The following is a 24,647-nucleotide window of genomic DNA, read 5'->3' as shown; positions in this document are numbered from 1 at the left end:
TATTGTGTAGAAAAGGAGAATGAATGATATGAGCAGATTAAAGAAAATGTTCGGGGATATGGATGTCACAAGAGATTTATTGCTCCTCCTCACGATTGGCGGATTATACGCACTTGCGATTGCGCTTTCGAATACGTTTGTGAACGTGTATTTATGGAAACAGTCTGGGCGATTTACAGACCTTGCGATTTATAACTTGGCGATAGTTGTCCTTCAGCCCATTACCTTTTTATTTGCTGGTCGGCTCGCTAAAAAAATAGATCGTGCATTTGTCCTTCGTTTCGGTGTCATCTTCTTAGCCGCTTTTTACTTAATTGTTCTCATGGCAGGAGAGCAAGCGGCAGCTCGGCTCGTGTTATTAGGCAGTGTGCTTGGAATCGGCTATGGTTTTTACTGGCTTGCCTTTAACGTGCTCACTTTTGAGATTACTGAACCTGAAACAAGGGATTTCTTTAATGGATTTTTAGGAGTGCTTACCTCTACAGCCGGTATGATCGGGCCGCTCATTGCAGGAATTGTGATTTCTCAATTAACGGATGATACTGGCTATACAGTGATTTTCACTTTATCGCTTTTTTTGTTTTCACTAGCGGTTGTGATGAGTTTTTTCCTCAAGAGGAGACAATCAAAAGGAAAATTTATCATTAAGCAAATTTGGAAAGAGCGCCATGCGGACGAGAATTGGCGTAAGATCACAACTGCTCACTTTTTTCAGGGGCTCCGTGAAGGCGTGTTTGTCTTTTTAATAAGTGTCTTTGTGTTTATTGCAACAAACAGTGAGCTTGCTTTAGGCACATTTGGTCTAGTCAATTCAGGTGTTGCCTTTTTTGCCTATTTCTTTGCTACCCGTTTGATTAAGAAAAAATGGCGCAAAAAAGCGATTATGTTTGGCGGGCTTATTTTATACGGCGCTTTATTTTTAATCGTCTTTCACTTGTCCTATGTATCACTGCTTATGTACGCAGTAGCCATTGCGATCGGCTACCCGCTTCTGCTTGTTCCGTATGTCTCTTTAACTTACGATGTCATCGGTCATGCCAGATATGCAAGAAAAGCCCGAATTGAATATATTGTCGTCAGAGAACTATTTTTAAATGCAGGGCGTATTTGTTCGATTGTCTTTTTTCTTTTATCTGTCACCTTACTGGGCGATCGGCTTGGGATTCCTGCTTCACTTGTCGTACTCGGAGCGGGGCACACCCTTATTTATTATTTTGTAAAGGACATTCATTTAAAAGAGAAAACAGCTGATATAGAAGAGGCTGACGGTCAAAAGCCTGTTTCTCAAACGAACCTTATGAAGGGAGAAAGGTAAAATTTCTTACCAATGGAACATCAAATTTCTAGATAAATGATAGAAAAACCGCTAAAATGATGATGGCACCTTTTATACACAAAAAGGGGTGCCATTTCTTTCTTGATAGAAAAGGTGATGTGATGAGAAACAAGAAAAACAAAAAAGACGCGAAGGAAGGGCGCAAAACACTTCCGATCCGGCTGAATTTATTATTTTTAGCTGCGTTTATTATTTTTACCGGTGTTGTGGTCAGACTCGGTTTTGTGCAGATTGTGAATGGAGAAGATTATAAAAAGCAGGCAGAAAAACAAGAAGACGTAAATGTCAGCTCATCTGCTCCGCGCGGAAAAATTTATGATCGAAACTATAACACGATTGTCAGCAATAAAGCGCTAAATGCCATTACATATACGAGAACCTCGACGACTTCACAAGAAGAGCGGCTCAAAGTGGCAACAAAATTAGCAGATATGATTCATGTAAGTACGAAGAAAATCACAGATCGTGATAAAAAAGATTTCTGGATCTTAACCCATCCGAATGAAGCGAAAAAGCTTGTTCAAAAAGAAGCCGATTTAAAGGGTGACGAAAAGGTCTCTGATGATAAACTATACGAGCTCCAGCTGAAACGCATCACAGACAAGGAATTAAATCAACTGACGAAAAAAGATTTGCAAGTGCTTGCGATTAAAAGACAAATGGATGCAGGCTATGCACTTACGCCTCAATTCATTAAAAACGAAGATGTTAAACCAAGTGAAATTGCTTACGTCTCTGAGCATTTGGACGAGCTGCCAGGTGTAGATGTCACAACAGACTGGTCACGCAGCTATCCTTATAAAGGACTGCTCCGCAGTATGCTCGGCAGTGTGTCTTCAAGTGATGAAGGTCTTCCGTCGTCACTGCTTGAACATTATCTATCACTCGGCTACAGCCGAAATGATCGTGTAGGAAAAAGCTATCTTGAATATCAATATGAAGATGTCCTGCAAGGTCAAAAAGAAAAAGAACAAAGTACAACGGATAAAGAAGGCAATGTCACAAGCTCTAAAGTGTTAACAGAAGGAAAGAGCGGAAAAGACCTTGTGCTGACGATTGATATTCAGCTGCAAAAAGCGGTGGAAAAAATCATCGAAAAGAACTTGAAAAGTGCGAAGCAAAGAGGCGGCACAGAACTTCTTGATCGTGCGTTTGTTGTCATGATGGACCCGAGAAATGGGGAAGTGCTCTCGATTGCGGGTAAACAGATTACCAATAAGAATGGGACATACAAATTTGATGACTATGCACTAGGAACGATGACATCATCATATGCGATGGGATCAGCAGTAAAAGGGGCAACGGTACTGACAGGTTATAAAACAGGCGTCCTTCACATTGGAAGCACCCAATACGATGAACCGCTCTATATCGCTCAGTCACCGCCGAAAAAATCCTATCAAAATATGGGACTCATTAATGATTTAACCGCACTAGAACGTTCATCAAACGTGTATATGTTTAAAACAGCGATTGCAATTGGGAAAGGGGAATATCGTAAGAATCAGCCGCTCCCAATTGATACAAAGGCGTTTGATACGTTCCGTTACAATTTTAGTAAATTTGGTCTTGGAGTGGAGACAGGTATTGACCTGCCAAACGAAGCAACTGGCTATCGTGGAACGTCTACACAATCCGGTCTCTTACTTGACTATGCGATTGGACAATATGACACGTTTACACCGCTGCAAATGGCGCAATACGTTTCTACGATTGCCAATGGCGGCTATCGTTTACGTCCTCAGCTCGTAAAAGAAGTGAGAGAGCCAGATCCGCAAAGAGGCATTGGGGCTGTAACAGAGTCCGTCAAGCCGGATGTACTGAATAAGCTCGATATGACAAGTGATGAGATCAAACGCGTACAGCAAGGATTCAAGCTTGTGATGCAGAACCCAAGAGGGACAGCATATTCGAACTTTGGCAACAAAAAATACAATCCAGCTGGCAAAACAGGGACCGCTCAATCATTCTATGACGGCCCGATTAAAAGTAAACGCGGCACACCAACGTATAACACAACACTTGTTGCGTATGCGCCTGCTGATAATCCAGAAGTAGCGATTTCAGTTGTCGTGCCTTGGGTGTATCAAGATTACAACCAGCGCTATCCGATTACAAATGATATTGGTGAACAAGTATTAGACAAGTACTTTGAACTGAAATCAAAACAGGAAAGCAATGATACACAAGCGAAGAACAAAAACAAAATTGAAAATGAAGCAGAAACAAATAACTAGACCTTTTCTAGGTAAAAACGCTCACTTTTTGTGGGCGTTTTTTTATATTTTCTTCAAACTTTTCGATATAAATTGACAAAAATCATAAAAAACCCCGCAATTTCTCTACAAATCTTCGACATTTACAAAACCTTAACATTCCATTTAAACGAAATTAATAAAGAACCTTTAATGTATTACTCGTAGGACAAATTATTCAGGGGGTATTCTTGAAATGAAAAAGAACAAATTATGGCTGCTTACTTTCCTTACTATCGCATTGTTAGCATTCGTCACAGCATGCGGAAACAGCAGCTCAAGCGGAGATTCAAAAGACAGTAAAGGAAATGCTTCAAACAAAGATGAGGCATCAGGTTCCATTACCATCTCAGGATCATCTGCGATGCAGCCTTTAGTTCTTGCGGCAGCAGAAAAATTCATGGATAAACATCCAAAAGCCGATATTCAAGTACAAGCCGGCGGTTCAGGAACAGGACTTTCTCAAGTATCAGAAGGATCTGTACAAATTGGGAACTCAGATGTATTCGCAGAAGAGAAAGACGGAATCGACGCAAAAGCTTTAAAAGACCACAAAGTAGCAGTTGTTGGAATGGCGGCAGCTGTTAACCCTGAAGTTGGTGTCAAAGACATCACAAAGGACGAATTGAAAAAAATCTTCACTGGTAAAATCAAAAACTGGAAAGAGCTTGGCGGGAAAGACCAAAAAATCACACTTGTGAACAGACCAGACTCATCAGGAACTCGTGCAACATTTGTGAAATATGCACTTGACGGCGCGACACCTGCAGAAGGAATCACAGAGGATTCTTCAAACACAGTGAAAAAATTGATTGCAGAAACACCAGGTGCGATTGGGTACCTAGCATTCTCTTATTTAACAGATGACAAAATTACATCGCTTAGCATTGATGGTGTGAAACCAGAAGAAAGCAATGTAGAAAGCGGTAAATATACAATTTGGGCATACGAGCACTCTTATACAAAAGGTGAGCCAGAAGGTTTAGCAAAACAATTTTTAGATTACTTGATGAGTGACGAAGTACAAAAAGAAATCGTTAAAGACCAAGGCTACATCTCAGTCTCTAATATGAAAGTAGAAAGAGACGCAACAGGCAAACAAACAGATAAGTAAAAGGTCTTGAATTGATGATGAAGGAAAAGTGGAGCTTTTCACTTTTCCTTTTATGACATTCATAGGAGTGTAGAAAAAGATGAAACAGATAGAACATACAGAAGCGAGCGATCGACTGATCAGCTCGAAAAAAAATAGGCAAATGGATGAAGTAAGAGGAAGTATTTTGGTGAAATTTTGCGCATTCTTAATGATTGCTGTATCAATTGCCATCACAATCTTCCTTGGCATTAAGGGTTTACAATCTTTCATCGTAAATGGTGTAAGCCCAATTGAGTTCTTAACCAGTATCAATTGGAACCCTACAGCAGAAAATCCGCAATACGGCGCATTTCCATTTATCTTTGGATCAATCGCTGTCACGCTTCTATCAGCACTCATAGCAGCACCGCTAGGCATCGCAGGAGCGATCTTTATGACAGAAATTGCACCTGCATGGGGACGGAAAATTCTCCAGCCAGTGATTGAACTGCTTGTAGGGATTCCATCCGTTGTTTACGGATTCATAGGTCTTACAGTATTGGTGCCGTTTATTGGACATTTTAAGTCAAGCGGTTCAGGGCACAGTGTTTTAGCAGGAACGATTGTCCTTTCTATTATGATTTTGCCGACTGTTACATCCATTGCAACTGACGCAATGGCTTCACTTCCAAAAAGTTTACGTGAGGGATCGTATGCATTAGGCGCAACAAGATGGCAAACGATCAGACGTGTTCTTGTACCTGCAGCGCTTCCGACATTAATGACAGCAGTCGTGCTTGGAATGGCAAGAGCATTTGGAGAAGCCCTTGCCGTTCAGATGGTCATTGGAAACACGCGTAATCTACCAGAAAGTATTATGGACACAGCTGGTACATTAACAACCATTATTACGTTAAACATGGGACATACAACGTATGGAAGTGTTGAAAACAATACACTTTGGTCAATGGGACTTGTCCTTCTAGTTGTATCATTTATGTTCATACTCATTATCAGATACTTGTCATCTAGGAGGAAGATTTAATGAATAGCAAAATGACCGATCGTTTTGCCACAATCGTTTTTGGATTATGTGCCGCCATTATCACGGCGATACTTGTTGGCTTGTTTTCTTATATCATCTTCAACGGTGCCAAAGAATTAAATTTTGACTTTTTGACTACCCGCTCAAGTGCGATTGGCTCTGGTGGCGGTATTAGGGATCAGCTGTTTAACTCGTTTTACATTCTATTTATTACGATGCTGTTTACCGTGCCTCTTGGCGTGGGCGGCGGGGTGTACATGGCAGAATATGCACCTCAAAACAAAGTAACCGATTTTATTCGTACATGTATTGAAGTGTTATCCTCTCTGCCATCGATCGTCATCGGTATGTTTGGTTTGCTGATGTTTGTTAATTTAACAGGATGGGGCTATACGATTATCGGAGGAGCCCTTGCGCTGACTGTCTTTAACCTGCCAGTGATGGTCAGGGTGACAGAAGATGCACTTCGATCTGTACCGAAGGATCAAAAGGAAGCATCGCTTGCGCTCGGTGTGACAAAGTGGCATACAGTGAAGACGGTTCTGATCCCAGGTGCGATTCCATCCATTATAACTGGAGCAATTTTAGCATCGGGAAGAGTTTTCGGTGAGGCGGCTGCTCTTCTTTTCACAGCAGGTCTTTCAACACCGCGTCTTGATTTTACAAACTGGAGTCCTTTCTCCGATACGTCACCACTCAATATTTTTAGACCGGCAGAAACATTAGCCGTTCATATATGGAACGTCAATACACAGGGGATTATTCCAGATGCAGAGGCCATTGCAAATGGTGCATCAGCCGTACTTGTGCTCTCTGTATTAGTATTCAACTTAGCAGCTAGATGGCTTGGTTCATTTATTCATAAGAAGCTTACGTCAAAATAAATAGTGAGAGGTGTGAAGGGGATATGGTTCAAATGCTAGCAGAAAAAAAAGAGATTGCAGCAAAAAAGGCTCCACTTCAAGCGGAACAGATTCTACAGGTGCAGGATTTAAGTATTTATTATGGTGAAAAAAGAGCAGTCAATCAAATTTCATTTGAAATTGAAAAAAATGCAATTACTGCATTAATCGGCCCATCAGGGTGCGGAAAATCGACTTTTTTACGCAGCATTAACCGCATGAACGACCTAATTCCAGGTGCACGAAGTGAAGGGGCGATCATGTACGAAGGGTTAAATATTTTGGATGACCGTATTAATGTGGTGAATTTAAGAAGAGAAATCGGGATGGTCTTCCAAAAGCCAAATCCATTTCCTAAATCTATCTACAACAACATTACGCATGCGCTAAAATATGCGGGTGAAAAAAGGAAATCAGTGCTTGATGATGCCGTAGAAGAAAGCTTAACAAAGGCAGCGCTATGGGATGAGGTCAAAGATCGCTTGCACCGCTCTGCTTTATCATTATCAGGCGGCCAGCAGCAGCGCCTCTGTATTGCACGTACCCTTGCGATGAAACCTAGCGTGCTTTTATTAGATGAACCGGCTTCTGCCTTAGACCCGATCTCAAATGCAAAAATTGAAGAACTATTATCGGAATTAAAACATGATTATTCGATTGTCATTGTCACACACAATATGCAGCAAGCGTTACGTGTATCTGATCATACAGCCTTTTTCCTGAACGGTGATCTAGTGGAATACGATGCGACTGAACGTATCTTTACACGTCCTGCGCAGCAAAAAACAGAAGACTATATTAATGGTCGATTCGGATAAGGCGGGTGGATTTTGATGAATGCAGTAGCAACTGAAACAGCCAAAAAAGAAGTGTTTCGTGTGAATGATATGAACCTTTGGTACGGACAGCATCACGCACTGAAGCATATTGATTTAGACATTAAAGAGCATGAGGTCACAGCGATTATCGGTCCGTCCGGCTGCGGAAAGTCAACATTTATAAAGACCTTAAATCTCATGGTCAAAACAGTGCCAGGTGTGAAAATCACCGGGGATATGATGTATAACGGTGACAATATTTTAAAAGGCCGTGTCGATCTAGTGGAACTGCGTAAAAACGTCGGGATGGTCTTTCAAAAAGGAAACCCATTCCCTCAATCTATCTTTGATAATGTCGTCTACGGGCCAAGAATTCACGGGGTGAAGAGCAAGCAGCAATTGAAAGAAATCGCTGAAAAAGCGCTTCGTGATGTTGCCCTTTGGGATGAAGTGAAAGATCGATTAAATGCGCCTGCATTAGGTCTTTCCGGCGGTCAGCAGCAGCGTCTTTGTATCGCAAGAGCCATTGCCACAAGCCCGGATATTCTATTAATGGATGAACCAACATCTGCGCTTGATCCTGTTTCAACATTAAAGATTGAAGAATTAATCATGAAACTGAAAGAGAAATATACGATTGCCATTGTGACGCATAATATGCAGCAAGCGGCAAGGGTATCAGACCGAACAGCGTTCTTTTTGATGGGCGAGCTTGTTGAGGTCAATGATACGAATGTGATGTTCTCAGAGCCAAATGATCAAAGAACAAATGATTATATATCAGGACGATTTGGATAATCAAAAACCCCCTGGAGGTCAATGCCGCCAGGGGGTTTTTGATGTTATTTTGTTAAGGCTTTGACAATTTGTTTAAATGTCATACCTGTTTTTAAATTGAATTTGCCGGCACGAATTTCTTTATGGTAGCCTGCGTCTATCACGTAATCATTAAAATCTTTAGACGAGTTGATGATTCCGTCCTTTTCAAGCATGTCTGAAACATCACTTGTGCTCATACCGTTTTTAATCACGAATTTAACCGTTTTGCCTTTTGGTTTGTCCGTTGTTTGTTTATCGTTCTGAGAATCGCCGTCTTCATTTGCTTTCAGCGCTTTTTCTTTATAATCAAGAAGTTGTTGATATGTTTCACGGCTGACGGAGACTTCTTTTTTAGAGTCTAAGTAATTTTTCACGTCAGTGTCTGTCACTTTCGCTGCGAGGGTTTCTTTTGTTGTAGAATCAGCTGCCGCTTCATCTTTTCCAGTAAGGAAAAAGACGATCGCCAGAACACCAGTTGCAAGAATCATACCTGCTGCAAACGTTTGGATGCTTTTTTTCGTCATACAAGCACCCTCTCGTTGTCTTTAATGATCATGTTCACATCTTCTACAGATACATGCTCAGCGCGCGCAATCGCCTCAGGAGACATGCCATTTTGATGCTTTGAAATGATTTGTCTTGCAATAGATGGATCAATTTCTGAATGCTTGCGGACAACGATGTTTGTTTCAAGCAATTCTTCTTCAAGAACCTTCATTTTCTTTTTCAGTTTATAGATTTCTTGCATTGCAGATAGTTGAAGTGTTTCAAGTTCCTGTTCGACTTCTTTAATCGGCTCTCTTTGAAAATATGAGAATGCGATCAGTACAATACTGACAACAAGCAATCCGATAATTGCAATTTCCATGTTTCATCACCTTTTATTCATATTTTAATGCTGAAAGCCAAAAAAGGCTCTCATGATTGTTTCAGACAGTTTTCGACCCTTCTTTTTTATACCATAAAAAAGCTAGTTTCAAAAGGAATTGCTGAAAAAATCACCTTTTTTTCATCATTTTTCTTTTTATAGGGAAACCAAGTATGAAAACCTTGCCCGCTGTTAAAATAAAAGAAGACGGATCAGATGAAAAAAAGCTGTGGAACAAAGAGGGGGTTCTCATGTATACAGTACGACAAAGAACGTGTTTTTATAGGGGAGAAGGCGATTTTTCATCACATGACCAGACAATATGGATCAGGATGCAGGTGGAATGCATTGAAAAATGAAATTGGTGAAAAAACATTCTAGCATTCCTTAGCTAGAAGTGGTATTATAGTTAGGTCTGAATGTGAATTGATTTTAGTTTGGAGGGAAAAACATGCGCGTAAATATTACTCTAGCTTGCACTGAATGCGGTGAGCGTAACTATATTACTAAAAAGAATAAGCGAAACAATCCAGATCGCGTTGAATTCAAAAAGTATTGCTCACGTGATAAAAAACAAACTTTACATCGTGAAACAAAGTAAGCAGCAGGGAATTTTCCTGCTGTTTTTTTATGATGGGAGATGAACCTGTATGAAAAAGGAGCTCCGCCTTCAAACATTAGCCATGCTTGATCAGATAAGCGCTGATGAGTTCAATCGCCACGCTTCTCTACTTCATGAACACGTGTTGCAGCTGTCAGAATGGAAACAGGCGAAAACGATTGCTTTGACTATGTCTAGGGGAAAAGAAATACCGACAATGCCTCTGATTGAAAAAGCGTGGGAAGAAGGAAAAACAGTTTGTATTCCCACCTGTTTTCCGAAAACAAAAGAGATGGTGTTTTATGAATATACACCTGAAACAAAGATGACATCCAGCTACTTTGGGCTATTGGAGCCAGACCCTCTTGAGTCTACAGCTGTACATAAAGAAGCCATTGATTTGATCATTGTCCCTGGGGTGTGCTTCGATCAACGTGGTTACCGGATTGGGTTTGGTGGGGGCTATTATGATCGCTACTTAGCGGACTACCACGGGGGAACCATTGCCCTTTGTTTGTCTTTACAGCAGACGAGGCATATTCCGGCTGAAGCGCACGACATACCGGTGTCTATGATTGTCAGTGAAAAAGGTACGTTATATCAAAAGTGAAAGCCCGCTCATTGTCCAAAAACGGGCTTTTTGTGTTGAGATCGTTTCATTAGCTCATGGCATTTTAGCTAGCAGGAGGCATATATTGAAAAAATTTCGAGGAAAGAAAAGATACTTCCGTAATTTGTGGGAGGAAGTGAATACTTTTGACTTACAACTCGAACATGATTCATGGGTTTATTTTTGGCATACACACCTTGATTTTTTTGGAGTCGGAAAAATAAGAAGAGAGCATATCAAAGCGTTCAAAGATTTAATCGCCCTTCATCAATTTGACGTTTCTTATGATCAATCAGAGTGTGAAGAGGTCTATTATATTCAATCAAAAGAACAAGGGATTAGAGTGTGAAAGTAGATCGCATGGTAAGAGATAAAAATGATGGTTTATGCATAAACAAATCCTATTTAAGCCACGATACGAACATAGGAGGGAATATGATGAATAAAATGATTTGGAGCATTGTGTTCACACTGTTTGCATTCGTTCTTGTGCAAAATCGTTATCGGCTCATGAATTTGATCTTAGGGCAAAACCAAGTGCGTCACTTTTTTATTAAATGGCTGATGAAAATCCCATATTTTCGGACGAAATTTATTCGCCAAGCATTCTAATCCCGCAAAAGCCGGGATTTTTTTGTTGAGAAATGCGTATAAGAGTAATTCTTGCTATAATAATGTAAAAAATGGAGCGCGAATGAATGAATGTTATAGATAGTCTATTTTGGCGAGTGATTGATGAACTCAGACAAAAAGGATACGAGATGATTCAAAGTCCGTACCCAGAAGATGAAATCTTTTTTGAAGCACCACGAAACTCAGGATATGATCTCATCCGTCTCTATAGAAGAGATGTGAATTTTAGACAGGAGATCGTTCGAGATATGGAAGAGCAGGCCTTTCGGATGAATCAGTTGAGAGAAGCCATGCGTAAACGTTCTCTTCATCTCCTGCAGCTACAATTTACAGCTGATCATCCAGTAGATGATTGGGAAGACATAAACGGTCAACCGCAAAAACAACAAAAGGTGATGGTGACACCTGTTTTACTGAATGAAGAAACCCTTCAAAACGATGGACACGAGCTGCAAAAATGGCTGAATACATCACTCTCGATTGATGTAGAAGAGGCGAAGGCAGATACAGCCGAAGATGTAATGCAGCTTAAAATGAACGTGCTTCAGGCATTTCAAGATCAGGAAAAGCAACGTGAACAAGAACGGGCCGTTTTTCAAAATGGCAGACCGATTTTTACCTACTTGTTAATCGCAGTTCAAGTGGTGATGTTTCTTTTACTTGAATTATCTGGTGGAAGTACCAATACAGCCACTTTAACAGCATTCGGTGCGAAAAATAATGTGCTGATTTTAGAGGGTGAATGGTGGCGTTTTGTGACACCTATGTTTTTACACATTGGTTTGACGCATTTACTCTTTAATACATTTGCTCTTTGGTCCGTTGGAGCGGCTGTTGAGAGAATTTATGGTTCGGGAAGATTTTTGCTGATTTATTTAGTTTCCGGCATCTTTGGCTCCATAGCGAGCTTTGTGTTTAATACAGCCATCGCAGCAGGAGCATCAGGTGCGATCTTTGGCTGTTTAGGCGCATTGCTATATTTAGCGATCTCTAACCGGAAGCTCTTCTTTCGTACAATGGGGACAAATATTATCGTGATTATCCTCATCAATTTAGGGATAGGTTTCACTGTATCAGGGATTGATAATGCAGGGCATCTTGGGGGGCTCGCTGGGGGATTTTTAGCCGCTTTAGCGGTCCGTCTTCCTAAACAGTTTCAGCCTGTCAAAATGCTTCTTGCTAGTTTTCTTCTCCTCCTTATTGGCGGCTTTGGATTGTATACAGGGTTTCATTCAGACGATCAAAAAGAAGCGGCGGCAACTAGCGAGGCAGCGAGTTTATTTGATGAAAAGAACTATAGCGAAGCAAGTCAGCGTCTAGAGGAATATGTAAAGCAAAAGGATGCCTCAGCTGAAGCACTTCATATATATGCGCTTTCCGAAGCGCAGCTTGGACATCTTGACAAGGCCATTGAGTATTTGCAAAAGTCGCTTGAAAAAGATCCAAATGAGCCGAATAAATTGTATCACTTATCGTTGTTGTATGTAGAAAAAGGCGAGACAGCGGAAGCAGACGACTTCATCGAAAAAGCATTAAAACAAGATCCGCAAAATGACCAATTTTTAAAGTTGAAACAATATATTGAAAACACTCAAACACGTTGAATGACTTGACTGAAAGCGTATTTATGAATACGCTTATCCTATCTGTTGATTTAGAGAAATGGTGAAAATAATGAAAACGTTATATGATGTACAGCAGCTGCTCATGAGATTTGGAAATTACGTGTATTTCGGAGATCGTGAAGTGGAATTAGAATTTATGGCAGATGAATTGAAGGAAATGTACACATCGGGCATCATCGATCGAACTGAATGGTCAAACGCAATGACCATCCTTCAAATGGAACTAGCCAAATTAAATCGAAAAACAATGTGAAGGTGGAGGACATATGACAGGGGATTGGTTTGTAGGAGTTGATCTTGGCGGTACGACAATTAAGCTTGCGTTTATTAATCTTTATGGTGAAATTCAGCATAAGTGGGAGATTCCTACGGATAAATCTGGGCAGACAATTACAGTCGACATTGCCAAGTCAATTGACCATAAACTAGTTGAGATCAGCATGCCGAAATCAGACCTAATTGGGATCGGTATGGGGGCACCTGGACCAGTGGATAAAGTATCCGGAATTGTCTATAAAACAACGAATCTGGGCTGGACAAACTATCCCTTGAAAGACCATTTAGAGGCAGAGACAGGACTTCCATCTGTCATCGAAAATGATGCGAACATTGCTGCACTCGGTGAAATGTGGAAGGGTGCAGGTGATGGCGCCAAAAACATCCTGATGGTTACACTGGGCACAGGGGTTGGCGGCGGTATTATTGTCAATGGAGAAGTGGTTCAAGGCGAAACAGGTGCTGGTGGAGAAATTGGTCATATTTGTGCCGTTCCATTTCAAGGAGCACCATGTAACTGCGGGAGAACAGGCTGTATTGAAACCATTGCGTCTGCCACAGGTATCGTCCGAATCGCAAAAGATACATTACAAACAAAGAGCCATACATCATCACTTGGCTCACTTACTTCGCTGTCTGCAAAGGATGTATTTGAGGCAGCAGAAAACGGAGACGAACTTGGGATGCATGTCGTAGATGAAGTAACAACCCATCTTGGTCTTGTCCTTGCGAATCTAGCCAGTGCCTTAAACCCAACAAAAATCGTCATTGGCGGCGGTGTATCTAAAGCGGGCGAGCTTCTTCGCAGTAAAGTAGAGCGTGTCGTCAAACATCATGCCTTCCCGCCATGTGCTGAGGATGTTGAAGTGGTGATTGCCTCACTAGGAAACGATGCAGGCGTGATCGGCGGTGCATGGATGGCAAAAAACAAGTGGCTGTCTTGAACAAAAATGTCATAATGATGTCATTTTTATTAAAATCAGCGATAGATAGGCATGAAATTGAATGTTTAGCATATTCATAAGTTTGTCATGGGGAAAAAGACATTGATTTTCCAGCATAGACAGGATAAGATATACTTTAGTTATTTTTGAAGAAGCACCAATAATTGGGGATGTCCCTAACCTGAGTGCGTTTTTAGCATAAGGAGGTTACAATGCGAAAGAAAAGATTAAAGGCGATTTCATTTTTACTGATTGCGACTTTGTTAATGTGGGTGAAAACCTATGTTATCTATAAATCTAGTTTTAATATCAAAATTGAAAATTTCATGCAGGAATTTATCCTGTTTATTAATCCGCTTAGCTTTCTTTTGTTTATCTTCGGTATCGGTTTATTCTTTAAAGAAAAAAATCGCAATCGATATATCATCGTGACGAGTTTTGTTCTGACATTTATTTTGTTAGCTAACATTGTATTTTATCGATTCTACAGTGATTTTCTAACCATCCCCGTCCTATTTCAAACAAACAATATGGGTGACCTCGGGTCAAGTATTACCTCTTTAATTGAACCAGTTGATTTTCTGATGTTTGTTGATATCATCATTTTAATTTGGCTCTATAAAAAACAGCCTTCCTTTAGAACAGATGTAACGATTTCACGTAAGGGACGTGCAGCTTATTATTTATTTGTGGCAGCCACTTTCTTTTTTAACCTTGGTTTGGCTGAAACAGAAAGACCAGAGCTGTTAACTCGTTCATTTGACCGTGAGATGCTAGTGAAAAACATCAGCTTATATAACTTCCATATTTATGATGGGGTTCTGCAATCGAAGCAATCCGCTCAGCGAGCACTTGCCGACAGCAATAGCTTAACTGAAATTGAAAACTATGTAAGCGCAAATCAAACAGACCGTAATGAAAAGACGTTTGGTCAAGCAAAAGGACGAAATGTCATTCTAGTATCGCTTGAGTCTACTCAGAGCTTTGTGATCAATGAAAAATTGAATGGGAAAGAGATCACGCCGTTCTTAAACAAATTGATCAAGAAAAGCTACAATTTCAGTAATTTCTATCATCAAACGGGTCAAGGGAAAACATCCGACTCCGAGTTTATTGTTGATAATTCACTCTATCCACTTGGAAGAGGAGCTGTATTTTTCACAAATCCAAGCAACGAGTTCAAAGCCGCACCTGAGTTGTTAAAAGAGGAAGGCTATCATTCTTCTGTTATTCATGCGAATAACAAAAGTTTCTGGAACCGTGACCTGATCTATGACAGCTTTGGCTACGACAAATTTTTTGATATTAAATCATTCGATGTAAATGAAGAAAATTCAGTTGGCTGGGGACTGAAAGATGGTCCGTTTTTTGAGCAGTCAGTAGATTTAATGAAAACGATCCCGCAACCGTTCTATACGAGATTGATTACATTAACGAACCATTTTCCATTTGACTTAGATGAAGAAGATAAGCTCATTGATGAATATGACTCAAAGAGCAAAACGTTGAACAAATACTTCCCTACAGTGCGTTATCAAGATGAGGCACTAAAGCTTTTCTTTAAAAAAATGAAGGAAGCAGGGTTATACGACAACTCCATTTTTGTGTTATATGGTGATCACTACGGGATTTCTGAAAACCATAACGAAGCAATGGGACAATTCTTAAACAAAGACATTACACCTTTTGAAGAAGTTCAGCTTCAAAAAGTACCATTTGTTGTACACATTCCTGGTATCACGGATAAACATCCAAAAGAGATTGATACAGTTGGCGGGCAAGTAGATATCCGTCCAACAGTCATGAACCTTCTAGGAATCGATACAAGCAAGCAAATTCAATTTGGTCATGACCTATTATCAAAAGATACAAATGACTTCACAGTGCTTCGAGATGGAAGTTTTATTACGAAGGACAGTGTTTTTACAGCTGGTGTGTGCTACAACAAAGAAACGGGTGAGCCGAGAGAAGATGAGTCTGTTTGTCAGTCTTATGAAGAAAAGGCAAAACAAGAGCTTCAATTCTCTGATCAAATTATCTATGGAGATCTTCTTAGATTTTATGACCGAAACAACTCGGACCATTCACCATCTAAAAAAGAAGGTGACACTGAGCTAAAAAAGGCGTCTTAATTTAAAAGAAAACCTCTGCTATTTACATGCAGAGGTTTTCTTTTTTTACTTACTGGTTCATATAGTGTAAGAGGAGGGATGTAAATGAAAAAGTCGTTTGGCACAATTGAATGGCATCTGGATGAGGCAAGGAAGGAGGATGTGGCAAAGCAGCTTGGTATAGGAAAAGAAGCTTTCCGTTTGTCCAATCAGTCAAATACGGAGCACCTCCTTTTACCGGGGTATAGACTTCCAGAAGGGACCCATTCATTTCAATCGGTAGGTGAGGTGCAAAGCTTCATTGCGCCTTACCGGCTCCAGCAATCAGATGATTGGATCAGCGGCACATTTGAATATGATAGCGCTCACTTAGAACGAGAGCTTCAATATTTGAAAGCTGTTTTTCCTTTTCTTCAGATGAGTGTGATTGGTCAATCAGTGCTTGATACGCCCATTTATGAAATCCGTACGGAGCCTGTACAACATTTACATTCCATACATGTTAATGCCTCTTTTCATGCAAATGAATGGATCACGACCTCTGTTTTATTAAAATGGCTTAAATCACTTTGTTTAGCGGCCTCGGACCCAGTGCAAGCAAGACATCATGAAGCGGTTCGTATATTGCAGACCACTGCTTTGTCTATTGTCCCGATGGTAAATCCAGACGGTGTTGATTTGGTTCGCAATGGTCCAGAATCTTTAGGGTTGTGCCGTGAGGAGTTCGCGCCGCTAAATGGTGGATTTTCCGATTATCGAGAATGGAAGGCGAATATTCGAGGAATTGATTTAAACAATCAATTTCCTGCTTATTGGGAAATCGAATATTATCGTAATAAGCCGAAGGCACCGTCTTATAGGGATTTCCCAGGGCATCAGCCGTTAACAGAACCAGAAGCGAAAGCAATGGCACATCTCGCCTTACGAAAACGCTTTGACCGGTTAATTGCCCTTCATACACAAGGAGAAGAGATATACTGGGGTTTTCTTGGCCACGAACCGGCCATTTCAAAAGAGACGGTCGAACGGTTAGAACGGGTGAGCGGTTACAAAGCGATTCAATATCTTGATAGCTATGCAGGTTATCGAGATTGGTTTATTTATCAATGTAAAAGTGAGGGCTATACGGTGGAACTTGGGCGAGGAAAGAACCCGCTTTCTATGAGTCAATTTGATTCGATCTATGAAAAAACAAAGCGGTTATTGTGGGAAGCATGTAAGTATTAAAAGCACCTAATCGGTGCTTTCAGCGTGTAGACAAACCCTCGCATTCTTTAGTCCTGCGTGCCGGTGCTCACGAATGTGAAATTCACTCCGCGTCAGTACTCGTCCTTCCTAGGGCTGCAAAGGTTTTCTATCACGCTGAAAAGAAGACAAAGGGCTAAAATCAAGTTCATTTTCGCCCTTTGTCAACAATCTTTTAATACGTTCAAACCAATCAATTTCTTATGGTCAATAAAAACCGTGCTGATGTGATTGACGAGAGCATTCCTGTAAGCTATTGTGAAAGAGTGGATGTAAAAAAAAGGATATGAATTAGGGAGATGTCGATGATTGAATGCTCAAAGCCTGTGGAAACGGAATTTTACTTATCTATTTGTTTCTAAAATGTGTAAAATTACTGCTGATAGTTTATCTTTTAACTCCATTTTGTGGCTTTTAGTGCTAGGGGGAAAAGGAGCAATTGGAACAGCATTTTTTATTGCCGTTAGTTTTGTCCCTCAAGCCATTATTGGGCCGTTTATTACCCCAATGATGAAGCCGCATCAATTGAAATTTTGGATGTGCTTTGCTGATTTAACTCGGGCGGCGATTATACTTGTGATTGTGGTGAGTTACTTTTATGATTTTTCTCCTTTGGCACTCATCATTGGCGGTATGTTGCTGCATTCAGCGACTGGTGGTTCCTATGAACCAGCTTCGGTGTCCATTATTCCAAAGCTTGTGCATGAAGATGTGATACAAAAGGCGAATGCAACCATTCAATCAGCCAGTCATGTGGTCAGGCTTGTGACTGTGACGATTTGTGGTGTCATGATTGCATTTGTAGGGGTAGGATATACAATGCTTGTGATTATTCCTCTTTACCTCATGTCCGCTTTGCTGGTTTTGCTGATTACATATAAAACGGAAGCGATCATGGATAAAGGTAAAAAAGGATTATCATACGGAAAACGATTAATAAGAGGATTTTCACTTGTGAAAAGTCATCATATTTTGTTTCCATTAGCCATTTTTTGTGTCTGCTCCAATTTTGCTGCGGCACCGTGGGAGGCATTGTCGGTTATTTATTTAACAGAAGATTTACATAGTGGACCAGTAGTATATTCATTCATCAAAGTGACCACGGCATTGGGTGCATTTTTGATGGGATTCGTTTTAACAAAGGTGAAAGTGAATCGATACGGTCTGTTGTTTATCGGGGCAGGGATCGTTGATGGAATTGCATTTTTCATTACAGGGATGAATGCCTTATTACCACTTGTGTTTATATCTGCATTTGCCTTAGGTGCAGCCATCAGTGCAGTCAATGTACCTGAACATACGATGATTCAATTGTCAGTAAAAGCGGAGGATCAGCCGCAAGTGTATGCGATTATTAACATGATCTCGTATTTAATGATACCGTTAGGCGCTCTCATTGGTGGTTATATGGCGACGTTATTCGGTTCAGGTTATGTCATTGCAGCAGGAGGACTGATAGAGGCTATTTCAGGTATATGCTTGCTCCTTTTCACAAATATTGGGAAGGTAGAGAGAGCAGATTTGACGATAGAACGGGACAAACCAAGCTTACACGCCACATGATCATGGCATTTTTGAATCACGATGGGTTACAATGAGAACGAGAAAGAAATAGGATGTCATTGAAAGGAGCAAGAACCATGGCAATAGCAGATGTCACCATCATTCCAATAGGCACTGAGACACCAAGCGTGAGTGCATATGTAGCAGACGTACAAAGATTGTTAGAGGGCTTTCAACAAGAAGGGAAAATCAAATATCAGCTAACACCAATGAATACTTTAATTGAAGGGGAGCTATCCGTTTTATTTGAGGTCATTCAGCGTATTCATGAAGCTCCGTTTGAAAAGGGTTTACACCGAGTAGCAACCAATATCCGCATAGATGATAGAAGAGATCAAACGACCACCCTTTCAAGCAAATTAGAAAGCGTGAATAAACATTTGAATCAATAGAAAAAGCCTGCTTATTGCAGGCTTTTAATGTGCAGTTGGATAACCGCTATAGATGATGGTCATGACGGTAAACCATCCAAAAACCAAAAACGTGGCGCCAGCGAAAGCAATGGCCAGTACGTTCACTTTTTTGAGTGAGCGATAGATGCCGAGAGCGGCTAAAATCGTGACTAGACCAAAAATAATGACGAGCATCATATGAAAGTCCCCCTTTGTCATCAATCCCCTTGATTTCCTTTCTTTTCATTTTAACCGTTTTCATAAAGCTTGTCGAGTACATTCAAGTTGACGATTGTTTGAATTTTTATTGAATAGCCTTCATAATAAAAAAGAATGAAAAAAGTAGTAGGTGATGAAAATGAATTGGAGAAGAATGCCGCTAGGCTATGTGCAAGCGAACGCATATATTTGGAAAAATGAACAGGGAGAATGTTTAATTTTTGATCCAGGCGGCGAAGCGCAAAAGCTAATTTCTTATCTGAAAGAAAAACAGCTGAAACCACTTGCTGTCTTATTGACACATGCCCATTTTGATCATATTGGTGCAGCAGATGAGGTGCGTCAAGAATGGGGAATTCCGCTTTATGTCCATGAAAAGGAAAAAGAATGGCTGACAAATGCTCAGTTAAACGGTTCAGCTCGACTAATTGGTAACGGAATTACGGTCAAAGAAGCTGAACAATTGATTACGTCAGAAGGACCTCTTCAAATTGGATCGTTTACATTAGAAATGTTCCACACACCAGGTCATTCACCTGGCAGTGTGTCTTACTATTCAGCGGAAGAGGGATTTGTGATTTCTGGTGATACTCTATTCCAAGGTGGTATCGGGAGAACTGATTTAACGGGCGGTAATCAAGACGTGTTGCTTCAATCGATACATGACAAATTGTTGACATTGCCAGAATCAACTCTTGTGTTAAGTGGACATGGCGAGGAAACAACTGTGCTTACAGAACAGGAGCAAAATCCGTTTATCAATGGGTTTTCTTTATAATAGCACGCACGAAAAAAGCATCTCTTTCAAAAGAGATGCTTTTTTCTATTAATGTCCGGTACCGGGAACCATGATGAAAATCGAATAATATGTAAATCCGGCAAAGAAAATCGTCAAGTACGCTCCGAAAATGTAAATATACATTCTTTCGGATAAATTCAAGTAGGATAAAAATACAAAAAGAACGGTTTGACCGAAGAACAGCAAGGATGCATCTTTCATATGTCCTAAATAGAACATGACAGCAAAAATACCCGTCCAAAACCCAAGAACGCGGAACATGCGATTCATTTCTTTCCCTCCCCTTAAAAAACCCCTTTGATTCATATTATAGCTGATGATCACTTGTTATGTAAACATTTACATTTTTGACAACGTGTGAACATTCATTCTTTCGTTAGAAAAAATTTTTTTGAAAAAGTGATGAAAAAGTGTTTATGCCTAAATGCATGAGGGTACTTAGTCCATAAGAGAAAAGGTTAACGACCTAAGGAGGAAGACTAATGAGTGACATTACTTTTTATTCATACCCAAGCTGCACGTCTTGCCGCAAAACAAAACATTGGTTAAAGGCGAATCAAATTGATTTTAAAGAGCGTCACCTTTTCAGAGAAACGCCAACACTAGACGAATTGAAAAAAATCCTGTCCTTAACAACAGAAGGAATGGATGAAATTTTAGCTACTCGAAGCCAAGCTTTTAAAAGCTTAAATTTAAATATTAATGATCTAAAAGTAAATGAGGTACTTCAGCTTCTCATTGAAAAACCAAAGCTGCTCCGGAGACCTATTATCATTGATGGAAATAAATTAGTGGTCGGCTATAATCCAGGGGAACTCATGAAAATTTCAAAAAAGAAAGCGATTCATCAATCGGTTTCCTAATCAAAAACGAAGATCAGCTGAATGATGTTTCAGCCGTCTTCGTTTTTGTGCTGAACTGGGCTAGCTGGGTTCGAACCAACGATCACGGAGTCAAAGTCCATTGCCTTACCACTTGGCTATAGCCCAATATGAAACGTGTAATGCTATTGTTCACCATCTGCGGTCATTTATACATAAAAAGTTGGTTGTCACTAGTTGTAAGTGAAAAAGGAGCGAACGACAGAAATGAAAAATGAAAAATCTGAGCAATTATATGAATTTATTCTTAAAGAAGCCCCTGTCATGACCGAAGAATGGCTGAAAACAAGAACAGAAGAAGGCTCATTATATTCCAAACATGCTTCAGAGGAGACAGAAAAGAAGCTGAAAGAACAAAACACAGCATTTATTCAAACGATTGCAGCAACGTTAGTCACGCTATCAGATAAAGTAGAAGACCATCTAAAAAAGTGGTCAGTTGATATTGCCCGCGATCGAGCTGTTCATGAAGTACCTTTATATGAAATCATCGGACAATTTAAGGTGTTCCGCCACATTTTTTGTTCCAGAATTGAGACCTTTACACAACAAACGGAGCTTGAAGTGACACTCAAAGATGTGTGCGATTGGAATCAGCATTTTCACGCCACATTTGATGACATGATTGCACGTTTATCAGAAGAGTATGACCGCGTGACAATCAATCAGCTTAATGCACAAAGAGAAATGATTCAAGAGCTTAGTGCGCCTGTTATTCCAGTTTCAAAAGAGATCGGTATTTTGCCGCTGATTGGTGAAATTGATACGTACCGGGCGAAAATCATTTTGGAATCAGTACTAGAACAGGCATCTAGACTGCGTCTAACCCATTTATTTATTGATATATCTGGCGTTCCCGTTGTTGATACGATGGTTGCATATCAGCTGTTTAAAGTGGTTGATAGTGCGAAGTTGCTAGGAATTGAGACGATTATATCAGGTATTCGTCCAGAAATCGCTCAAACTGTAGTGAAACTCGGCATTGATTTCTCAAAAGTAAATACTGAACACAGCCTTGCAAAAGCTTTAGAAAAAAGAGGCTTTCGTATCTTTGAAGAGCAGCAGCAAGAAGCAACGTGAACCAAAAAATGTTACTAGTAAAAGTAACAGGTTCGTTCACAAGGAGAAACAATATAATGAGCATATGAATGAGATGACCAATTCGCATACAGATTTGGTCTCTTTTTTTATCCATAAATCAGACACGAAAGGATATTCTTTATCTTCAAATCAGTAATCTATTAAGGAGGAATAAATTTGGAGACACCTCCTTGTAACCGATCATCCATAATAAAAGAACCAAATGAAATGATCATCAAAAAAGAGGTGCCAATAGCACTTCTTTTTTTTTCTCCTCTGAATGGAACCCGCTGTTGTAAAAGTCAAATTTTTTGATATGTCCTTCTGTTATTTATAGATGAAATACACCTCTAATTGAATATTTTCAACCCTTTTCAGTCATGAAAATCATGAAATGCGTTTTTGTCAGGCACGTTCCGCCATCATACAATATGGTCACTGAAAGGAGTGAATCACTTGTATGGTATTGAATATTTGGGGCAAGAGCTGCTAGAAGAGGCGTGCCGCATGAGAACATCTGATGTGCATATTGTTCCGAGAGAAAAGGAAGCTTCAGTCTCTTTTCGTGTAGACGCTGACCTCATTCAGCAGCGGATCATTGACAAAAAGAGCGGAGAGCGGCTCATTGCTCATTTCAAATTTTTATCTTCTATGGATATTGGTGAAAGAAGGAGACCACAAAATGGATCATTGGCTGTGATGTTAAGACGCGGTCAAGTGTTTGTTCGGCTCTCTACACTACCAACTGTAAATGATGAAAGTCTAGTGATTCGGATTTTACCGCAGGATCATGTGCCGAAAACAAAGTATTTGTCACTGTTCCCGAAAGCTTCAACGAGATTATTATCGTTTCTGAATCATTCGCATGGGCTCATTTTATTTACAGGACCAACAAATTCAGGGAAAACGACAACACTTTATTCATTGATTCAGTTTGCCAAAAAACATTTTAATCGGAATATTATTACCCTTGAAGATCCTGTGGAAACAAGAAATGAAGAAGTGTTGCAGGTTCAAGTAAATGAAAAAGCTGGTATCACGTATGCGGCAGGTTTACGCGCTATTTTAAGACATGATCCAGATATGATTGTGCTTGGAGAAATAAGAGATGCGGAAACAGCCAGAACAGCTATTAGAGCAGCTTTGACAGGTCATTTAGTCATGAGCACATTGCACGCAAAGAATGCAAAAGGAGCTCTTTATCGAATGCTCGAATTTGGTGTGACGGTGAATGAACTCGAACAAACAATGGTTGCTATTGCTGCTCAGCGGTTAATCGAACTCGCATGTCCATTTTGCGGCGAAACGTGTGAGCTTTATTGCAAACTAAATCGGCCAGTCAGACGAACAAATGTATTTGAATTGCTTTACGGAAAGGAGCTTGGTGAGTGTATCAAAGAGGCAAAAGGAGAATACGCTCATTCGTCATACGAAACACTGCAAAGATTAATTCGGAAAGGAGTGGCACTCGGCTATTTATCAAAAAGCACATATCATCGCTGGGTTTATGAAGAAGCGAACCTCTAAACCCTGGTCTAAAAAAGAACAAGCTGAATTCTTATCGAAACTGGCTCAATTGATTCAAGCTGGATATACATTGGTTGAGGCATTAACGATGGTGAATATTCAGTTATCAAAAAAACAGCAACAGCGATTAACGCCAGGCATTCAGTGGCTGCTTGAAGGGGAGCCTTTTTACGTTGTACTTGAGCGACTTCATTTTCAGCGGGAAGCCGTCGCTATTCTTTGTTTTTCAGAGAAACATGGCAGCCTAGCGCGAGCTCTTGAACAAAGCGCCCGATTTCTAGAGAAAAAAATCATGCAGGTAGACACATTCAAGCGTATGTTACGATATCCGATTTTTCTTATGTTTACGGTTTTTGTTGTGCTCATCATTGTTCAGCAAATGATCGTCCCTCAATTTTCTTTATTATATTCATCTATGAATACAAGCATGACATGGCTGATTCAAGGGATGTTTGGCCTCTTCCAATTCCTACACGCTTTGCTGCTTATGATCGGTTGTATATGCATCTGTCTTTTTGGATATTATGAGCTCTTTTTTAAGAAAAAATCGACCCTTGAGAAACTGAAAGTCATCAGCAGGCTGCCGGTGGTATTTAAAGGGGTGCAGCTGATGCATACGTATCTTTTTTCCCTTCAGCTAAGCGGACTTCTTCAAGCTGGATTATCGATTTACGAAAGTTTGCAAGCTTTTAAACAGCAGACCTATTTACCCTTCCTTCAAGAAATGTCTGAACAAATGATAGGGGAGTTAAGAAAAGGTGAGAGTATGGAACATCAAATAAGCCGGTCTCCTTTTTTCGAAAGGCATTTTGCGGCTGTCATTAAGCATGGGGAAGCAAGTGGGATGCTAGCAAGAGAGATGTACACATATAGTCAATTTCTTTTAGAGAATGCAGAATTAAAAATTGAAAAATGGGTTTCATGGCTGCAGCCTGTCATCTATGGCTTAACAGCATTTCTTATACTCATTGTGTATTTATCTATTCTTTTACCAATGTATCAACTAATGGAACAAGTGTGAAA

General features: G+C 40.2%; 27 protein-coding genes and 1 tRNA gene. 23 read left to right on the top strand and 5 right to left on the bottom strand.

Going from position 1 to position 24,647, the window contains the following annotated elements; translation table 11 throughout:
• Positions 1-28: 28 nt before the first annotated feature.
• From NSQ52_RS11630 to pstB (NSQ52_RS11600), 7 genes are all read left to right on the top strand, one after another.
• Entirely contained in the window at positions 29-1,315 is a 1,287-nt protein-coding gene (locus NSQ52_RS11630) for an MFS transporter (RefSeq protein ID WP_008342348.1), read from the top strand.
• A 122-nt stretch (positions 1,316-1,437) separates the two neighbouring features.
• Complete coding sequence (locus NSQ52_RS11625) at positions 1,438-3,573, top strand: penicillin-binding protein 2 (protein WP_035702956.1); 2,136 nt, start codon at positions 1,438-1,440, stop codon at positions 3,571-3,573.
• A gap of 214 nt (positions 3,574-3,787) precedes the next feature.
• A complete protein-coding gene (locus tag NSQ52_RS11620; RefSeq protein ID WP_342473351.1) occupies positions 3,788-4,705 on the top strand; it encodes a phosphate ABC transporter substrate-binding protein in 918 nt (305 codons plus the stop codon).
• A 79-nt stretch (positions 4,706-4,784) separates the two neighbouring features.
• Positions 4,785-5,711, top strand: a complete 927-nt coding sequence (gene pstC / locus NSQ52_RS11615) for a phosphate ABC transporter permease subunit PstC (protein WP_017357999.1) — start codon at positions 4,785-4,787, stop codon at positions 5,709-5,711.
• Positions 5,711-6,595: a phosphate ABC transporter permease PstA gene (pstA, locus tag NSQ52_RS11610; RefSeq protein WP_007501259.1), complete on the top strand. Its 885-nt coding sequence runs from the start codon at positions 5,711-5,713 to the stop codon at positions 6,593-6,595. The genes pstC and pstA overlap by 1 nt, the downstream gene beginning before the upstream one ends.
• Before the next feature lie 32 nt (positions 6,596-6,627).
• Complete coding sequence (pstB, locus tag NSQ52_RS11605; protein ID WP_008342339.1) at positions 6,628-7,431, top strand: phosphate ABC transporter ATP-binding protein PstB; 804 nt, start codon at positions 6,628-6,630, stop codon at positions 7,429-7,431.
• A 15-nt stretch (positions 7,432-7,446) separates the two neighbouring features.
• Positions 7,447-8,229: a phosphate ABC transporter ATP-binding protein PstB gene (gene pstB, locus NSQ52_RS11600; RefSeq protein ID WP_024422991.1), complete on the top strand. Its 783-nt coding sequence runs from the start codon at positions 7,447-7,449 to the stop codon at positions 8,227-8,229.
• 44 nt (positions 8,230-8,273) lie between these two features.
• On the opposite strand, the gene NSQ52_RS11595 is transcribed toward pstB (NSQ52_RS11600), so the two are convergent.
• Both NSQ52_RS11595 and NSQ52_RS11590 read right to left on the bottom strand, forming a co-directional pair.
• A complete protein-coding gene (locus NSQ52_RS11595; protein WP_008342335.1) occupies positions 8,274-8,774 on the bottom strand; it encodes an endolytic transglycosylase MltG in 501 nt (166 codons plus the stop codon).
• Entirely contained in the window at positions 8,771-9,118 is a 348-nt protein-coding gene (locus NSQ52_RS11590; protein ID WP_003217285.1) for a hypothetical protein, read from the bottom strand. Before NSQ52_RS11590 ends, NSQ52_RS11595 begins: the two co-directional genes overlap by 4 nt.
• A gap of 451 nt (positions 9,119-9,569) precedes the next feature.
• Between NSQ52_RS11590 and rpmG the strand changes: the two genes are divergently transcribed.
• The 11 genes from rpmG (at position 9,570) to NSQ52_RS11535 (ending at position 19,118) form a co-directional block, all read left to right on the top strand.
• Positions 9,570-9,719, top strand: a complete 150-nt coding sequence (gene rpmG, locus NSQ52_RS11585; protein ID WP_008360061.1) for a 50S ribosomal protein L33 — start codon at positions 9,570-9,572, stop codon at positions 9,717-9,719.
• Positions 9,720-9,768: 49 nt separating this feature from the next.
• Positions 9,769-10,329 (top strand): 5-formyltetrahydrofolate cyclo-ligase, encoded by a 561-nt coding sequence (locus tag NSQ52_RS11580; RefSeq protein ID WP_335364401.1) that lies wholly within the window; start codon positions 9,769-9,771, stop codon positions 10,327-10,329.
• A gap of 85 nt (positions 10,330-10,414) precedes the next feature.
• Positions 10,415-10,678, top strand: a complete 264-nt coding sequence (locus NSQ52_RS11575; protein ID WP_024718832.1) for a hypothetical protein — start codon at positions 10,415-10,417, stop codon at positions 10,676-10,678.
• 89 nt (positions 10,679-10,767) lie between these two features.
• On the top strand, positions 10,768-10,941 hold the full coding sequence (locus NSQ52_RS11570) for a hypothetical protein (RefSeq protein WP_017367602.1): 174 nt from the start codon (positions 10,768-10,770) through the stop codon (positions 10,939-10,941).
• 86 nt (positions 10,942-11,027) lie between these two features.
• A complete protein-coding gene (locus NSQ52_RS11565) occupies positions 11,028-12,566 on the top strand; it encodes a rhomboid family intramembrane serine protease (RefSeq protein WP_338705557.1) in 1,539 nt (512 codons plus the stop codon).
• Positions 12,567-12,636: 70 nt separating this feature from the next.
• Positions 12,637-12,840 (top strand): YqgQ family protein, encoded by a 204-nt coding sequence (locus NSQ52_RS11560; protein WP_008342322.1) that lies wholly within the window; start codon positions 12,637-12,639, stop codon positions 12,838-12,840.
• 13 nt (positions 12,841-12,853) lie between these two features.
• The gene (locus NSQ52_RS11555; protein WP_342473350.1) at positions 12,854-13,807 is read left to right on the top strand and encodes an ROK family glucokinase; all 954 of its coding nucleotides are present in this window, start codon (positions 12,854-12,856) and stop codon (positions 13,805-13,807) included.
• 212 nt (positions 13,808-14,019) lie between these two features.
• Complete coding sequence (locus NSQ52_RS11550) at positions 14,020-15,939, top strand: LTA synthase family protein (protein ID WP_342473348.1); 1,920 nt, start codon at positions 14,020-14,022, stop codon at positions 15,937-15,939.
• Positions 15,940-16,023: 84 nt separating this feature from the next.
• Positions 16,024-17,145: a M14 family metallocarboxypeptidase gene (locus tag NSQ52_RS11545; protein ID WP_056705261.1), complete on the top strand. Its 1,122-nt coding sequence runs from the start codon at positions 16,024-16,026 to the stop codon at positions 17,143-17,145.
• Between the two features lie 327 nt (positions 17,146-17,472).
• A complete protein-coding gene (locus NSQ52_RS11540) occupies positions 17,473-18,726 on the top strand; it encodes an MFS transporter (protein ID WP_342473347.1) in 1,254 nt (417 codons plus the stop codon).
• A gap of 77 nt (positions 18,727-18,803) precedes the next feature.
• A complete protein-coding gene (locus NSQ52_RS11535) occupies positions 18,804-19,118 on the top strand; it encodes an MTH1187 family thiamine-binding protein (protein ID WP_017367597.1) in 315 nt (104 codons plus the stop codon).
• A gap of 24 nt (positions 19,119-19,142) precedes the next feature.
• Here the strand turns inward: NSQ52_RS11535 and NSQ52_RS11530 are convergent, their stop codons facing one another.
• A complete protein-coding gene (locus NSQ52_RS11530; RefSeq protein WP_003217333.1) occupies positions 19,143-19,316 on the bottom strand; it encodes a DUF2759 domain-containing protein in 174 nt (57 codons plus the stop codon).
• A gap of 160 nt (positions 19,317-19,476) precedes the next feature.
• Between NSQ52_RS11530 and NSQ52_RS11525 the strand changes: the two genes are divergently transcribed.
• Positions 19,477-20,115, top strand: coding sequence for an MBL fold metallo-hydrolase (locus NSQ52_RS11525; protein WP_342473346.1), 639 nt, complete (start codon positions 19,477-19,479; stop codon positions 20,113-20,115).
• Positions 20,116-20,163: 48 nt separating this feature from the next.
• On the opposite strand, the gene NSQ52_RS11520 is transcribed toward NSQ52_RS11525, so the two are convergent.
• Positions 20,164-20,406 (bottom strand): DUF2626 domain-containing protein, encoded by a 243-nt coding sequence (locus tag NSQ52_RS11520; RefSeq protein ID WP_003217440.1) that lies wholly within the window; start codon positions 20,404-20,406, stop codon positions 20,164-20,166.
• Positions 20,407-20,618: 212 nt separating this feature from the next.
• Between NSQ52_RS11520 and NSQ52_RS11515 the strand changes: the two genes are divergently transcribed.
• Entirely contained in the window at positions 20,619-20,999 is a 381-nt protein-coding gene (locus tag NSQ52_RS11515) for a Spx/MgsR family RNA polymerase-binding regulatory protein (protein ID WP_007501232.1), read from the top strand.
• Positions 21,000-21,054: 55 nt separating this feature from the next.
• Here the strand turns inward: NSQ52_RS11515 and NSQ52_RS11510 are convergent.
• A tRNA-Gln gene (locus tag NSQ52_RS11510) sits at positions 21,055-21,125 on the bottom strand.
• A gap of 99 nt (positions 21,126-21,224) precedes the next feature.
• Here NSQ52_RS11510 and NSQ52_RS11505 point away from each other — a divergent pair.
• The 3 genes from NSQ52_RS11505 to comGB all read left to right on the top strand — a co-directional run bounded on the left by NSQ52_RS11505 (position 21,225) and on the right by comGB (position 24,645).
• A complete protein-coding gene (locus NSQ52_RS11505) occupies positions 21,225-22,097 on the top strand; it encodes an STAS domain-containing protein (RefSeq protein WP_035390819.1) in 873 nt (290 codons plus the stop codon).
• Positions 22,098-22,553: 456 nt separating this feature from the next.
• A complete protein-coding gene (gene comGA / locus NSQ52_RS11500; RefSeq protein ID WP_342473345.1) occupies positions 22,554-23,624 on the top strand; it encodes a competence type IV pilus ATPase ComGA in 1,071 nt (356 codons plus the stop codon).
• Positions 23,605-24,645, top strand: coding sequence for a competence type IV pilus assembly protein ComGB (gene comGB, locus NSQ52_RS11495; protein ID WP_058336649.1), 1,041 nt, complete (start codon positions 23,605-23,607; stop codon positions 24,643-24,645). Before comGA ends, comGB begins: the two co-directional genes overlap by 20 nt.
• The last annotated feature ends 2 nt before the right edge of the window (positions 24,646-24,647 follow it).

The organism is Bacillus sp. FSL W8-1141 (genome assembly GCF_038593205.1).
Classification (GTDB): domain Bacteria; phylum Bacillota; class Bacilli; order Bacillales; family Bacillaceae; genus Bacillus; species Bacillus altitudinis.
Note: the sequence above shows the minus strand (reverse complement) of the source record. Positions and strands in the feature narration are given on the sequence as shown.